This is a genomic window from Mariniflexile fucanivorans (genome assembly GCF_004341235.1).
Taxonomy (GTDB): domain Bacteria; phylum Bacteroidota; class Bacteroidia; order Flavobacteriales; family Flavobacteriaceae; genus Mariniflexile; species Mariniflexile fucanivorans.
This window is the reverse complement of sequence record NZ_SLUP01000004.1, coordinates 16,607-32,633: the sequence shown is the minus strand read 5'-3', so window position 1 is coordinate 32,633 and position 16,027 is coordinate 16,607. Positions and strand designations below refer to the sequence as shown.

General features: G+C 32.7%; 13 protein-coding genes. 8 read left to right on the top strand and 5 right to left on the bottom strand.

The genetic code is table 11. The annotated features are described in order from the left end of the window. Positions 1-86 precede the first annotated feature (86 nt). From EV196_RS09355 to EV196_RS09345, 3 genes are all read left to right on the top strand, one after another. Positions 87-851, top strand: coding sequence for an alpha/beta fold hydrolase (locus EV196_RS09355; RefSeq protein WP_132217496.1), 765 nt, complete (start codon positions 87-89; stop codon positions 849-851). Positions 852-909: 58 nt separating this feature from the next. Continuing rightward, a complete protein-coding gene (gene yihA / locus EV196_RS09350) occupies positions 910-1,521 on the top strand; it encodes a ribosome biogenesis GTP-binding protein YihA/YsxC (protein WP_132217495.1) in 612 nt (203 codons plus the stop codon). Positions 1,522-2,184: 663 nt separating this feature from the next. Further along, positions 2,185-3,474 (top strand): APC family permease, encoded by a 1,290-nt coding sequence (locus tag EV196_RS09345; RefSeq protein ID WP_132217494.1) that lies wholly within the window; start codon positions 2,185-2,187, stop codon positions 3,472-3,474. A 33-nt stretch (positions 3,475-3,507) separates the two neighbouring features. On the opposite strand, the gene EV196_RS09340 is transcribed toward EV196_RS09345, so the two are convergent. Next, positions 3,508-4,602 (bottom strand): ABC transporter permease, encoded by a 1,095-nt coding sequence (locus tag EV196_RS09340; RefSeq protein WP_132217493.1) that lies wholly within the window; start codon positions 4,600-4,602, stop codon positions 3,508-3,510. A 7-nt stretch (positions 4,603-4,609) separates the two neighbouring features. Then, entirely contained in the window at positions 4,610-6,748 is a 2,139-nt protein-coding gene (locus EV196_RS09335; protein WP_132217492.1) for a carboxy terminal-processing peptidase, read from the bottom strand. A gap of 178 nt (positions 6,749-6,926) precedes the next feature. Between EV196_RS09335 and surE the strand changes: the two genes are divergently transcribed. From surE to EV196_RS09310, 5 genes are read left to right on the top strand one after another with little or no spacing between them, the layout of a single operon-like run. Then, positions 6,927-7,703 carry a 5'/3'-nucleotidase SurE gene (gene surE / locus EV196_RS09330; RefSeq protein WP_132217491.1) on the top strand — a complete coding sequence of 259 codons (777 nt, stop codon included), beginning with the start codon at positions 6,927-6,929 and terminating at the stop codon, positions 7,701-7,703. Next, positions 7,696-7,980 (top strand): hypothetical protein, encoded by a 285-nt coding sequence (locus EV196_RS09325; protein WP_132217490.1) that lies wholly within the window; start codon positions 7,696-7,698, stop codon positions 7,978-7,980. Before surE ends, EV196_RS09325 begins: the two co-directional genes overlap by 8 nt. Positions 7,981-8,025: 45 nt before the next feature. Continuing rightward, positions 8,026-9,141 (top strand): lipid-A-disaccharide synthase, encoded by a 1,116-nt coding sequence (gene lpxB, locus EV196_RS09320; RefSeq protein ID WP_132217489.1) that lies wholly within the window; start codon positions 8,026-8,028, stop codon positions 9,139-9,141. Then, positions 9,138-9,725 carry a C40 family peptidase gene (locus EV196_RS09315; protein WP_132217488.1) on the top strand — a complete coding sequence of 196 codons (588 nt, stop codon included), beginning with the start codon at positions 9,138-9,140 and terminating at the stop codon, positions 9,723-9,725. The genes lpxB and EV196_RS09315 overlap by 4 nt, the downstream gene beginning before the upstream one ends. Before the next feature lie 25 nt (positions 9,726-9,750). Continuing rightward, positions 9,751-11,790 carry a ComEC/Rec2 family competence protein gene (locus tag EV196_RS09310; protein WP_132217487.1) on the top strand — a complete coding sequence of 680 codons (2,040 nt, stop codon included), beginning with the start codon at positions 9,751-9,753 and terminating at the stop codon, positions 11,788-11,790. A 17-nt stretch (positions 11,791-11,807) separates the two neighbouring features. Here EV196_RS09310 and EV196_RS09305 read toward each other — a convergent pair whose 3' ends face one another. The 3 genes from EV196_RS09305 to EV196_RS09295 all read right to left on the bottom strand — a co-directional run bounded on the left by EV196_RS09305 (position 11,808) and on the right by EV196_RS09295 (position 15,821). After that, the gene (locus EV196_RS09305) at positions 11,808-12,356 is read right to left on the bottom strand and encodes a thioredoxin family protein (protein WP_207902843.1); all 549 of its coding nucleotides are present in this window, start codon (positions 12,354-12,356) and stop codon (positions 11,808-11,810) included. Positions 12,357-12,444: 88 nt separating this feature from the next. Then, entirely contained in the window at positions 12,445-14,250 is a 1,806-nt protein-coding gene (locus EV196_RS09300) for a peptide MFS transporter (RefSeq protein WP_132217486.1), read from the bottom strand. Between the two features lie 50 nt (positions 14,251-14,300). After that, entirely contained in the window at positions 14,301-15,821 is a 1,521-nt protein-coding gene (locus tag EV196_RS09295; RefSeq protein WP_132217485.1) for a peptide MFS transporter, read from the bottom strand. Between the last annotated feature and the right edge of the window lie 206 nt (positions 15,822-16,027).

Genomic DNA, 16,027 nt, shown 5'->3' with positions numbered 1-16,027 from the left:
GGAAATATTATTTTTGAGAACCAATAAAATGATTGAAATATGAATGAAATAACTATATTTGTTTTTAAAGCAATGACAACCGATTAATGACGCATCGTTTAAAAAAAGAGAGAAATTACAGCTATATTGAAGCAGGTGAAGGCACCCCAATCATAGTTTTGCACGGACTCATGGGGGGATTAAGTAATTTTGAATCAGTAACTAAATATTTTAGCCAAAAAGGATATAAAATTATCATTCCAGAGCTACCTATTTACACCATGTCTTTACTAAAAACCAACGTAAAAAGTTTTGCCAAATACTTACATGACTTTATAGAATTTAAAGGCTATAGTGAAGTTATTTTATTAGGAAACTCTTTAGGAGGACACATTGGCCTATATCACACCAAACTATTTCCTGAAAAAGTTAAAGCATTGGTTATAACTGGAAGTTCTGGTTTATATGAAAGTGCTATGGGTGGAGGCTACACAAAACGCAGTGATTATGAGGTTATTAAAAAGAAAGCTCAAGATGTTTTTTACGATCCTGCTGTGGCGACAAAAGACATTGTAGATGAAGTTTATGAAACTGTAAACGACCGCAACAAGCTTATAAAGACCCTTGCCATTGCTAAAAGTGCCATTCGACACAATATGGCTAAAGATTTACCGAAAATGAACCTTCCTACTTGTATTATTTGGGGTAAAAATGATAATGTAACACCACCCCAAGTCGCTGTAGAATTCGATAATTTGTTACCAGATTCTGAATTGTTTTGGATTGACAAATGCGGGCATGCCGCTATGATGGAACACCCTGATGAGTTTAACCAAATATTAGATGCTTGGTTGCAAAAACGAGGTCTTTAATTTAAAATTCAATTAATTAAAATTCCCTGCTTCGAGGGAATGACAAAATTTTTTTTCCATGCATATAAAATCGGCCGAATTTGTAATGAGTAATTCCGATGTAGAAAAATGCCCCAAAGGATTGCTACCCGAATACGCATTTATAGGAAGAAGTAACGTAGGCAAATCGTCGCTTATAAATATGCTTACCAGTCGAAAAAGTTTAGCAAAAACATCTGGTAGACCTGGAAAAACGCAACTTATCAATCATTTTTTAATAAACAAAAATTGGCATTTGGTAGATTTACCTGGTTATGGTTACGCGCGTGTTTCTAAAAATGCTAAAAAAACGTTTCAAAAATTTATCACCCAATATTTTAGCTTACGCGAACAGCTAGTAACCGCTTTTGTTTTAGTAGATATTAGGCACGACCCACAACCCATCGATTTAGAATTCATGCAGTGGTTGGGTGAACATGGCATTCCGTTTTCTATTATTTTCACCAAAGCCGACAAACTAAAGCCCAACGCTATTATAAGACATGTGGATGACTACAAAAACGTACTTTTGGAAACTTGGGAAGACATGCCTAATTACTTTATTACCTCATCAAGCAACGAAGCTGGAAAAGACGAGGTTTTAAATTATATTGATGAACTGAACAGCAATATGGAATTAGATACTTTTTAAAATTCAAAATTTCTGCCCTCTTATTCCATTAAGGCTTCACACAACAAATAACATTTACTTAACATTAACAAAAACAAACACTTAGCAGAAATAGGTATTTTTATTTTTCAAATAATCATTATGAAATGAAACCTGAAAATACTGAAAATTTTTTAAGAAAATTCGATTACAATTACCAGCGAAATAATGACAAGATCATTATTAACATGGAATTTTCTCAACAACTATTAATAGACTTTTCAAACCCTGAAAAGCCTATAATTATAAACAAATTAGTTGGTTGGAATTGCTTAACAGGCATTATAAACACAAGTATAAAAAATGCGTTTTTAATCAACAGCATCGTCATATTAGCCTTGAGTTTTATAATTTATTTCAACAACCACAAAATAGCACTATATGCTTTTATGGGGTTAGTTATATGGTCCTTATTATGGACTTCCTTTTATATAACCAAATATGAAAAATTAAAAAGCTTTTTACTAAATGTGAGTAATTAACTAGTTGCCTCAGAAAAAATTATACAATTGAATCTTGTTTGTTTATTGAACAATAAATCAGATTAAATTCTTTTAAACTTTTCTATTTTAAATTTCTTTTTAGTCAACTAAACATCCTTAATTGTAAGCAAAAAATTCCTATTTTTAAAATTCAAAATAAAATATGGATAAAAAAATTGGACTAAAAGATGCTATTTCTATTGGTATAGGAGGAATGGTTGGCGGCGGAATTTTTGCAGTTTTGGGACTTGCTGTTTCACTCGCTAAAGGCGGAACACCACTAGCTTTTTTATTTGCTGGTATTATCGCATTATTAACAGCTTATTCTTATGCAAAACTTTCAAAAAAGTATCCAGAAAATGGTGGAACTGTAAAGTTTGTACACCAACAATATGGAAACGGCATACTTGCAGGAGGGATCAATAATTTACTATGGATAAGTTATATAGTAATGCTTGCCCTCTATTCATCTGCATTTGGTTCTTATGCTGCCGAATTGATTTCTTTAACCGATTCTAAAAAATTTGATATTCATATTTTTCAAACATCTATATTAACAATTGCATTATTAATTAATTATTTAAGCGTAAAACTGGTAAGCGGAATAGAATCGATTGCAGTAGTAATAAAATTATTGATTTTGATAGCTTTTTTAGGAATAGGGTTTTATGGACTTTCAATAAATTCTGAAAATATAGCACAATTATCACCCAAAAATTGGGAAAGCCCAATTTTAATACTATCTGGAGGTATGGTGATATTTGTTGCATATGAAGGTTTTGAATTGATAGCCAATTCCATATCTGATTTAAAGGATAAAGAAAAAAATACCGAAAAGGCATATTTTGGAGCCGTAGGATTTGTTATTGTATTATATATTTTAATTGCAATTGTAACAGTTGGCTCTTTAGCATTTAAAGAAATTGCAAATGCCCAAGATTACGTTCTTGCTAAAGCAGCAGAACCAACGTTAGGCAAAATAGGGTTCACCATTATTACCATTACGGCATTGATTTCTACTTTTTCTGCTATTAATGCTACCGTTTTAGGAAGTGGCAGGGTAAACTACGACATAGCAGAAGACCAAGAATTACCCAGATATTTTTGTCACAAATTTTGGGGCAAACCTATTGGTTTTCTTATAACAGCAATCTTATCCATTATATTGGTAAACCTATTTAACTTAGAAAGTATCTCGACTGCAGGAAGCGCAGGATTTCTGTTGATTTTTGCTATTGTGAATTATATTGCCTTTAAAAAACACAACGAATTGAAGTCGAAAAAAAGCATATCTTTAATAGCAAGCGTTCTTTGCTTATTAGCGTTTTTTACTTTATTGATACAACAATTTCACAAAAATAAAACTGGAGTAATAGTAGCAGTTGGAATAATATTATTTTGTTTCATTATGGAATATATTTATAAAAAAAACGCAACCAACACAGCCATCTAATAGTTACTTATTAACGAATATAACATCTAAACATTACCCCTTCACATCCAAAGCATCGCGCAACGCATTACCAATAAGCATAAATGCCATCACCAAACTCATAATACAAAGTCCGGGGATAATCGCTAAATAAGGCTTTCCTAGAATGATATAATTGTAGTGATCTTTTATCATGGCTCCCCAACTTGCCATAGGTGGTTGCGCACCAATACCTAGAAAGCTTAAACCACTTTCAATTAAAATAGCTGCTGCAAAATTAGCTGCCGAAATTACAATAACAGGCGCCATAATATTGGGCAAAATATGTTTGGTAATAATTCTATAATTATTAAAACCTAAAGCTCTGGCTGCAGTAACGTATTGCATTTCTTTGGCACTAATTATTTGACCACGTACCACCCTAGCCACTTCAACCCACATGGTTAAACCCACCGCAATAAATACTTGCCAAAACCCTTTTCCTAAAGCTAAAGTAATGGCAATAACCAATAATAATGTTGGTATAGACCAGGTTACGTTAATAACCCACATAATAAGTGCATCTACTTTACCTCCAAAATAGCCTGCGATACTTCCCATAAAAATGCCAACTACCAACGATATAAATACTGCTACAAAACCTATAAAAAAAGAGATTCTGGCGCCTACTAAAACCCGACTTAATAAATCGCGACCATATTTATCGGTGCCAAAAAGAAAGGTTTTTTCTTTAATAAAAGTTTCGGGATTGTTATTAGGAAACTCAGTAATACGCATCGTTTTTTCAACACCTTCTAACCCATCAGAAGCATATTCTTTATAGGTTAACATGTCGTTTTCAATTTTAAATACTGAAATAGGAATTTCAGAATCGGCATTTTTCTTCCCGAAAAATAATTTATCAAAACCACTTTGATTGGTTTCTAGTTGTGATGGAATAGTGAGCATGCTAACTTTAAACCCTGGTTTTTTCGAGTGAATTGCTAAATGCATTTGGTTGGCATATTGCGAACTATCGGGAGCAAACGCATATGCAAACACCGAAACCAACCCAATAAATATTATAAAATAAAAACTAAAAACGCCCCAAAAATTCTTTTTAAATTTTTGGAGCGCTAACTGTTTTAATGAGTTTGATTTATGACTCATATACAACTTAATTTTTTGTTGTTGCTGCTACTTTTTTAACTGGGGATACTACTTTCAAGTCTTCTAAAACGTTAATCGCTTCTTCAATATAAATATCATGACTTAAACTTTCATGCCATCTTTCTCGTTTTTCTTTTAAATCGGTTGTATCATTATTAAAAAGTGCTTTTTCATATTTTGTAGAATCGAACGTTAAATTAGTATTATAATTTGTTAAATCATCAAATCGTTTTGCTTCTTCTTCATTCAACTCCAATCCCGCTTTATATATTTTATAGTTAAGAGGCACAAAGGTTTCATCAATTTTACTTTTTACCCATTTGGCATTTTCTTCAATAAGTTTCAACTGCTGGTTTTGGCTTATACGTTCTTTACTTTTCTTAATAGTCGCATCATAATCATAATAATTTACCCATGGCGTATAGTCGGCTGCATCAATTTCATCCCAAGGTAATGGGTTTTCTTTATCTTTTTCACCAACTTCAATAAAACTAAAACGCCCAGGCACATTTACATCACTTTTCACACCTTCTAACTGTACAGATCCACCATTTATTCGGTAATACTTTTGAGTGGTTAAAGCCAAAGCTCCTAAATCGCCACTGGTATTATTTCGAAGCATGTTGTTAAGATTGATTACGTTTTGAACTGTACCTTTTCCATAGGTTTGCTTGCCACCAATAATAATAGCACGTTTATAATCTTGCATGGCGGCAGCCATAATTTCAGATGCTGATGCCGATATTTCATTAACCAAAATAACTAAAGGCCCATCCCATGAAATAGATTTATCTTTATCTCGCAACACTTCCTTAGCTTCACCTGTAGAACGCACTTGTACTATGGGGCCATCTTTAATAAACAAACCGGCTAAATCTACTACTGCGGGTAAAGAACCACCTCCATTATTACGCAAATCCAGTATCAAACCTTGAATCCCATCTGCTTTTAAACGCTCTATTTCTAATTTAACGTCTTTAGCAGCATTGATGTTTTTATAATCTTGAAAATCGACATAAAATGAAGGTAAATCAATCACTCCATACGTTATATTGTCTTTTTTAACTACTGAAGATTTTGCATACGTTTCTTCCAACTCAACCACATCTCTAGTAATAACCACATCCCTAATGGTACCATCAACTTTTTTAATTGTTAAGGTTACTTTAGTTCCTTTTGGTCCTTTAATATATTTTATGGCATCATTAATTCGCATACCAACAATATTTACAGGGAAGGCTTCATTTTCTTGTTTTACTTTTAAAATAACATCTTCAACTTCCAATTCTTTACTTCTCCATGCAGGTCCTCCAGAAATTAATTCAACAATTTTTATATAATCCATTCTTTTTTGCAATCTGGCACCAATACCTTCTAATTTACCAGACATACGCTGATCGAAATCTTCTTTACTTTTGGGTGCTAAATAATACGTATGCGGATCGAATTCTTCAACAATAGTATTCACATAAATGGCAAACCAATCTTCACGCTCTAAATCATCAATGTTATCATTGAAATATACATTAATAGATTTTAAGGTAGATTCACGCGCTTCTTTTTCAATCACCGCATCCGTTTTCATGACATAAGACGGATCGTTTTTCTTAGCCAATTCTTCTTGCACCAATAAGTCATCGTAATTTGAAAGTGTAGAGAATTTAAGTTGCTGCCTCCAGCGCTCCTTTAATTCTTTTCTATTTTTCACAAAGCCACTGTTTTCATAATCGGTATTAAAACTTTCGTCTAGTGAATAATCAAAAGGCTGTGATAATACTTCCTTGTAAATTTCTTTAGCTTCTTCAATACGTTTTAACATACGCTCATGTACCACATTAAAAAATGTGATATCCGTAGCTTTAAGCTGGTCGTCAATTGTTAATTTATACTTCTCAAACTCCTTGTAATCAGACTCATAGAAATACCTCTTTACAGGGTCAATTATTTCTAAATAATCTTTAAATAATTCTGCCGAAAACGTATCATCTATAACAATGGGATCAAAATGTCCTTGTTCTAAAACAAAAGTAATGACCTGAATTAGTAATTTATCTTTATCTGGATTACTGAATTTTTTTGTTGTGAAACTGCACGAGGCAAAGGCTAATAACAACGATAGAAACAGCACTTTATAATTCCTTTTCATAATTTTTTTCATTCGATTAATATTCGATGGCTCATAGTATGCCCTTCATTTTTTTACTAAAATAAAGAAAAAACTATGCCATTAAAGGTAAACTGCTACTAATTTTTTGTTAAACTGAAGAATTAGCCTAATTCCTAAGGAATTTATGTATTTTAGCGAGAGTTTTTCAAATGTAAAAATGACAAAAAAACCACTCATATTAGTTACTAACGACGATGGTATTAATGCACCCGGAATTAGGACTTTAATTTCTATAATGAACACCATTGGAGAGGTTGTAGTAGTAGCACCCGATAGCCCACAAAGTGGTATGGGACACGCTATTACGATAGATTCGACCTTATATGTTGAACAAGTTTTTATTGATGACGGTCCACAAATCGAATACAGTTGTTCGGGTACTCCTGCCGATTGCGTAAAACTTGCTATTAGAGAAAAACTTAAAAGAAAACCAGATATTTGCGTGTCTGGTATTAACCACGGCTCAAATTCTTCTATAAACGTGATATACTCAGGCACCATGAGTGCTGCCATTGAGGCAGGTATTGAAGGAATTCCTGCCATTGGTTTTTCATTATTGGATTATGCTTGGAGCGCTAATTTTGAAGCAACTAAAGAATTCGTAAAAACTATTGTGGTAAACGTTTTAAAACAAGGGTTACCAAACGGTGTGATTTTAAACGTGAACATCCCTAATATTTCTAAAGAACTTATAAAAGGCATAAAAGTTTGCCGACAAGCCAAAGCGAATTGGGTGGAAAAATTTGATAAACGCAAAACACCACAAGGGCGTGATTATTATTGGCTTGCAGGAAAATTTGTTAATTTAGATGGCGGTGAGGATACCGATGAATGGGCTTTGGAAAACGGATATGTTTCCGTGGTACCTGTGCAATTCGATTTAACGGCACACCATTTCATTCAAACATTAAATACTTGGAATTTAAATGATTAAAAAAGATATATTCATAGGCATGCTTGTTGGATTAGTAGCTAATGGTGTAGGCTTATTTTTAGTGGCCTCGTTATTAGGACAAGGCGATGACTTTATAACCGTTATAAAAGCAGCCTCTAATGAAGGTTTTTTAGGTAAACTGATTAGTTTAGGAGCTATTTTAAATTTAGTTGCCTTTTTTGTTTTTATAAGAAAACGACAAGATTATCGCGCACGAGGTGTTTTATTAATGACTATTTTTATAGCAATTTTTACTTTTGTATTTAAGTTGTTTTAGGCATTGGACGCAAAACCGAAGACAAGAAACGGAAGATCAAATTAAATGAAATACTACATTATAGCAGGAGAAGCATCGGGCGATTTACATGGCTCGAACCTAATGAAAGCATTACTACATGAAGATGCACATGCAGATTTTAGGTTTTGGGGTGGCGACCTCATGCAAGGGGTTGGTGGCACATTGGTAAAGCACTATAAAGAACGTGCCTTTATGGGTTTTGTTGAAGTTATCATGAACCTGTCTGCTATTTTTAAAGATATTTCATTATGTAAAAGCGACATTGAAACTTTTAAGCCCGATGTCATTATTTTTATAGATAATTCAGGATTTAATTTACGCATAGCGAAGTGGGCAAAACAAGCAGGTTTTAAAACCAATTACTATATTTCTCCGCAAGTTTGGGCCTCTAGAGCCAGCAGAGTAAATGCTATAAAACGCGATATTGATGCCATGTATGTAATATTGCCTTTTGTCGCTCCTTTTTATGAAAAACACGATTACAAGGTTACGTTTGTAGGGCACCCTTTGATTGATGCCATTGCCGACAGAACACAGGTGGGTGTAAAAAAATTTAGAGAAGAAAACGAACTAAACGACAAACCTATTATAGCCTTATTACCTGGAAGCCGAAAACAAGAAATAAAAAATATGCTTTCGGTTATGCTTAGTTTAGTTGATGATTTTCCCAATTATCAATTTGTTATTGCAGGTGCACCAAGTCAAGATTACAGTTTTTACGAACCGTTTATAAAATCGGCTAACGTAAAATTCATCTCCAATAAAACCTATGATTTGTTAAGTGTTTCGTATGCGGCTTTAGTAACCTCTGGAACGGCCACTTTAGAAGCTGCTCTATTCAAAATACCCCAAGTGGTTTGTTATAAAGGAAGTGCTATTTCGTACCAAATTGCTAAACGCATTATCACTTTAAAATTTATTTCTTTGGTGAATTTAATTATGGATAAGGAAGTGGTAACCGAACTCATTCAGAGTGATTTTAACAAAAAACGCCTAAAAAAAGAACTTGATAAAATTTTAGACGATAAAGAGCGTTCTAAAATATTTATTAATTATTACGAACTTGAAAAAGCCCTTGGTGGTAAAGGAGCCAGTGCAAAAACCGCCCAATTAATTTATAAATCTATTAAAGCCTCATGATATTCATTAAAAACATTACAATTATCCTACTCGCTATTAGTTTATGTTTTACTAGTTGCAAATCCTCTAAAAGCATCGTAGTAAAAAAAGAAACATCTTCTAAAACTATTATACCAAATCGAACTTCGGAAGCACGGGTAATTACTTATGCAGAGGCAGAAGATTCTAATACTAAAACAGACGAATTTAACTCCAACAATTCGAAAGCATTTAATATTATTGACTACGCTAAACAATTTAATGGCGTAAGATACAAGTTTGGTGGTGCTACAAGAGATGGTATGGATTGTTCTGGTTTGGTTTTTGAATCGTTTAGAGCTTTTGATGTTATTTTACCAAGAATTTCCAGAGACATGGCAAAACAAGGCGAAAAAGTGACTTTAAAAAATACACAAGAAGGCGATTTGCTTTTTTTTAAAACCATGAACAGGCGCAACGATATTAGCCATGTAGGCCTTGTTGTTACTTCTGAAAATGGCGATATCGAGTTTATTCATTCCACCACAAGTGCTGGTGTAATTGTTTCAAAACTTTCAGAAAATTACTGGAATAATGCTTTTGTAGAAGCTCGTAGAATATTATAAGATTTTTTATATATTTAGAGTAGTTATGCGGCTACTCAATTTCACCATTATAAAACTAACATCGTGCTTTATTCTAGGCATTGTTATTGGCTTTGGTTTTAATATACCTTTACACTTAAGCCTGCTTTTAACTGGTAGTGCTTTACTTTTGCTTACTACTTTTTATTTTATTGATAGAAACCGATTGGTTAAAACCGTTTGGTTTGGTTTTTTTAGTTTCGTTTCCATGGTTTTGGTAGGCGTTTTAGTAACCAATCTTCACAATGAAAAAAACAATGCGAAACATTATTCATATCAAATTTCAGAAGAAAAAGATTCCTTAAAAACCATCACATTTAGAATTCGAGAAGTTTTAAAACCGGGTAATTATTACGATAAATATATTATTGATTTATTAGCGGTTAATGATAAGAAAGTTATTGGAAAGTCACTCTTAAACATTCAAAAAGATTCTTTAACAAAACCGCTGAAGGTTGATGCTATTTTTATTAGTAGAACAGCATTTAAAGATTTAATAAATCCATTAAACCCGAATCAGTTCAACTATAAATCTTACTTAGAGAAAAAATATATTTACCATCAAATATTCACTACAGAACCATCGCTTTTCAAAGTAAAATCGGGCACTCAAACACTTTTTGGAATCGCCAACCGTATTAGAAATCACATCAACGAAAAGCTAAAACCCTATCATTTCAAACCCGACGAAATAGCCATTATCAACGCACTTATATTAGGGCAACGGCAAGATATTAGCGAAGAAGTTTACACCAGCTACACCAATGCGGGCGCTATTCATATTTTAGCGATCTCCGGATTGCACATCGGTCTTATTTTATTGATTTTACAGTTTATTTTCAAACCTATTACACACATTAAACACGGTAAATTACTGAATGCCATATTATTAGTTAGTGTTTTATGGAGTTTTGCTATTGTTGCAGGACTTTCAGCTTCTGTAACCCGAGCCGTCACCATGTTTAGCGTAGTTGCAATTGCTAAAAATTTAAATAGACCTACCAATATTTACAATACGCTTGCTATATCGATGCTTATTATACTACTTTTTAAACCTATGTTTTTGTTTGATGTTGGTTTTCAGCTTAGTTATTTAGCCGTTTTTGCTATTGTCGCTATCGACCCGTTACTTTATAAATTATGGAAAACTACATATTGGTTACCAGACAAACTTTGGCATACATTAACCGTTACGGTTTCGGCACAATTTGGAATTATTCCGTTGAGTTTATATTATTTTCATCAATTACCTAGTTTATTCTTTCTTTCAAACTTAGTGATTATACCGCTTTTAGGGCTTATTTTAGGCTTTGGAATATTACTTATTCTATTAGCAGTTTTAAATATGTTGCCTCAATTTTTAGCAACTGGCTACGGCTATATTATTAGTTTAATGAATGAATTTGTAGGATGGGTTTCTAAACAAGAAGAGTTTTTATTTAAGGATATCCCCTTTAGTTTACTATATGTTTTTGTAGCATATGTATTCATTATTTTTCTAGTTCGGTTTTACGTAAAAAGAAATTTTTCAGCTTTAAAATGGTTTTTAATTAGTATTATAATTATTCAATCTGCAATCATTTACACAAATTACAACACATCCGAAAATCAATTTATTGTATTTCATAAAAGCAGATATACTTTATTAGGAAATTCATTGAAGAATAGTATAACAGTAGCTTCAGACTTAGACCTTATAGAAAAACTTAAAACTAAAATAATTAAAGATTATACTGTTGGGAATCACATAAAAACCATCTATGAAGATACGCTGCAATCAGTTTATATACTGAATACTAAAAAATTATTAGTGATTGATAGTTTAGGCATTTACAATATAAAATCGTTTCAACCAGATTATGTCTTGTTGCGGCAATCACCAAAAATAAACTTAAACCGATTGATTGATTCTATAAAACCTAAATATGTTATTGCAGACGGTAGTAATTACAAATCGTATGTAGAACGTTGGGAAGCTATTTGTAAAAAACGAAAACTCCCTTTTTACCCAACTAGTAAAAAAGGAGCTTTTATTATTGATTATTAAGTTAACCTGAACTTTTTTTAACCTTTAAATTCTGGTTTAAAAGCAGTGTAATAAGTATTAAATTTTTCTTGTGTGTCTAAATTTTTATGCTCATCCGCTTTAAACATTTTTAGATATAACTCTAACTGAGGTGGTGTTTGATACCCCTTAATAGGCGCAATAACATCGGCATTTTCATCCATAAAAACAATGGTTGGATATGCTTGAATTTGGAAATAACTAGACAATTGGTGTGCTGAATTACGTCTGCTAGCTAATTCTGCTTTATAACTAGGGTTCGTATAAGTTTTACCTTTGTAATTAACTGTTTCATTACCTTCAGCGTTAAACTTAACGGCATAATAGTTTTGATTCACATACTTTGCAACATCTGGGTTTTGAAACGTGTTTTTATCTAACATTTTACATGGTCCACACCAGCTTGTGTAAACATCTATCATTATTTTCTTAGGGTCTTTCTTTTGAAGTTCAATCGCCTTTTCGAGCGTTACCCAATTAATCTCTTGTGCTATACTGCTAACCGAGGCTAAAACAGTAAAAACTAATACATATACTATTCTTTTCATAATTTTCTTTGTTGTAATACTAGCGTCCAACTTACAAAAAATGCGCCAAAAAGGGCGCATTTTCAATATTTTTTAACTTTTTTTTCGATTAACGAACACCGTGCATTAATTTTTTAATAACGGGCGTCATAGCTATTGAAAAGATTCCAACGGCTAATGATATTATAGTTAACATCCAAAAGAAATAACTTAAACCATGTTCGTTTGCAATAGCATCAATGTTTTCTCCAAATTTACCTGCACCTTTCATACCTATAGCAACTGCCAAATACCATACACCAAACATAAAGGCTATCATTCTTGCTGGAACTAATTTACTAACATATGATAAGCCCACTGGAGATATACATAATTCTCCCATAGTATGAAATAAGTATACTAAAATTAACCAAATCATACTTACTGATGCCGTTTTTGCTCCTGGAGCAATACCCATAGCTCCAAACGCAACACAAGCCATTCCTAAAGCCAATAGAAACATACCTATCCCATATTTCATATTAGCTGAGGGATTGTATTTACTTTCCCACCATTTAGAAAATAATGGTGCTAATGAAATTATAAATAATGAGTTTAAAGTAGAAAACCATGTTGCCGGTACCTCTGTAATGGCCTCAGTAACTTTATCAATTTTTAAAGCCTCTAAAGTAGCATCAGATAAAGTAACAAATCCAGCTGTGTAAAAATCTTTAATCAACATCCAAATAGCTATCGTCCAAACCATGATAAAACTCGCAGATAATATAAGATTAGCTACTGCATAATTTTTAAACGTTTGTTTGAACAATAAATAAAGCACCCAAGTTATAATTGCTAACGGCACAACAGTAATTAGTGAATTTATAATCAGGAAAAAGGTACTCCAATTACCATCTAAAACTCTATTTGTATAATCATTAGCAAAAATGGTTAAAGAGTTAGGAGATTGTTCGAAAATAGCCCAAAAGAAAATAGTTAAGAAAGCAAAAAATGTTACTGCTATTAGTTTTTCTCTGGTAATTTGAGAATATTTCATTAAACGAACAACAAGTAATATTAAAAATAATATTAAAGCTGAAACTATGGCAATGTTATTTCCATTGTCGCCTAAAAACCCAAAAATATTTACAGTTCCTCCAGAAATTTTAGAAGCAGGATCATTAATAATCCATAACAATCCTAACACTGAGCATATTAAAATAACGGCTAATTCTATTTTTGTAAATGGGTTTCTTTTATCCGTATCTAAAGCTTCAGATTTTGCTTTACTCTCTGCCGTTGGTTTTAAGCCTATGTCTCCAAAAATATTTTGCGACAACCAAAATTGCAACATTCCAAAGAACATAAAAATTCCAGCTAACCCAAAACCATAACTCCAACCTACTTTTTCACCTAAATAGCCACAAAGTAGAATTCCAAAGAAAGCTCCTGCATTTACACCCATATAAAACAAGGTATAAGCGCCATCTTTTTTCTCGGGTCTGTCTTTATACATTTCAGAAATAATAGATGTCATATTTGGTTTAAAAAAACCATTTCCAAAAACTAATAAAACAAGCCCTAAATAAATAGAAAATTGTGTTTCTATGGCCATAGAAGCGTGCCCTAGAGTCATTAAAACAGCTCCAACAACTACCGCCCATCTAAAACCTATAATTTTATCGGCAAAATATCCACCTAACATGGTTGATAGGTAAACCAAACCTACATAAGAACCAAAAAGCGCCGAAGCATTTTCTCGTGTCCATTCCCAACCACCATCAGTAAATGAGGCTGTTAAAAATAAAATTAAAAGTGAACGCATTCCGTAAAACGAGAAACGTTCCCACATTTCAGTAAAAAATAGTACAAATAATCCAGCAGGATGACCTAAAACAGTGCTTTTAAAAAATTGGTCGGTTGAATTTTCACTCATTTTTAGTAATTTAAAAAATAATATTGAATTTTAATTATATGATATTTTCATTAATGCATTACACGTTCATTATCTTCAGCGCCATGTGTTAATCGCTTTAAAGGTTTTAATAGAATTATAAACAATGTTCCAATAATCACAGTAAAAATTAATATGCCTGAAAACACAGCGTATTCGCCAAAATCGGAAGCTGATTCCCCTACAATACCTGCTACTTTATTTCCTAACCCTGAGGCTGCAAAGTAAACTCCCATCATTAATGAAGCATATTTTACAGGTGCTAATTTAGTAATAAACGATAAAGCTACAGGTGATAAGCAAAGTTCTCCAATAGTATGAAACAAATAGGCTAAAACCAACCATATCATACTTGAAGTGCCTGATTTTTCAAACTCCATAGCTGCAAAAACCATAAAAACAAAGCCAAAGCCCATGATTATTATCCCTAAGGCCATTTTAAATAACGACGATGCTTCTTTACCTTTCAATTTTCTTTTAGCCCAAATTCCAGCTACTACCGTTGCAAAAATAATAATAAATCCTGCATTTAAACTTTGAAACATCACTGTTGGGATGGTCCAACCAAACAGTACTCTATCAGTTTTTGTATCGGTATATAAATTCATTAATCCGCCTGCTTGTTCAAAAGCACCCCAAAAAATGATGACCATAATGAAAGAGAGTAAAAGCACTAAAAATCGGTCTTTATAAACTTGCGTGTCTAATTCTTTATAGATCATGATTAACAATGCCGCTATAGCTGTTAAAAACATAAATAGTAACCCATAGCCCCAATCTAAAGTAAACCAACCATAAATAGATGCTAACAATAAAATACCTACAATTAGTAATTGCTTTGGTGATTTAAATAAATCTGAATATAATTTTCCGTAGGATACTTCATTTTCATCATTGGTACTTGGCTCTAAATTACCTACTTCTTTTAAATACTTCTGACCAGCAATATAATTAATTAACCCTAATACCATAACTACTCCTGCAAGACCAAAACCTGCATGCCAACCCCATTTTGCTACAACGCCACCCACCATGAGCGTTGCCAATAATGAGCCTAAATTTATTCCTATGTAAAATATACTAAAACCTTTATCTCTGCGTATATCACCAGCTTGATATAATCCACCTACCATAGTTGAAATATTTGGTTTTAATAACCCAACTCCTAAAATTACTAAGCCCAAACCTGTATAAAATGCCCAAATATCTGTAAGCACTAACACGCCATGACCAATACATAATATAACAGCACCAAACAAAACAGCTTTTTTCTGACCTATCAATTTATCTGCAATCATACCGCCAGGAATAGACATCACATATACCAACATGGTGTACCAGCCGTAAAGTGCCAGTGCTTCTTTACTTGTCCAACCTAAACCCGCACCACGTGCATCGTCACCTAAAGCAGACGTGGTCATATACAAAACCAATAAAGCTCGCATACCATAATATGAGAAGCGTTCCCACATTTCTGTTAAAAATAAAATGTATAATCCTATTGGTTGTCCCCAAAGTTCTTTTTGGTGTGGTTTTAAAGTGCTAACTGCCATGAATTTATTATAAAAAAATTATTAAAGTAGACTGATTTAAGCTCTTGAATATTAAAATAATCTTGCTGTTTTCAATCAATCGTTGCGGTTTTGCTAAAAGTTTTCAAGTTTACTAAAAAATCTTCAAAAAACAGTAAATATTAACAATTAAATCGGTCTTCATTCATATAAAAAAAGGTTATAGTATCTTTGCTTTTTAAATCTAA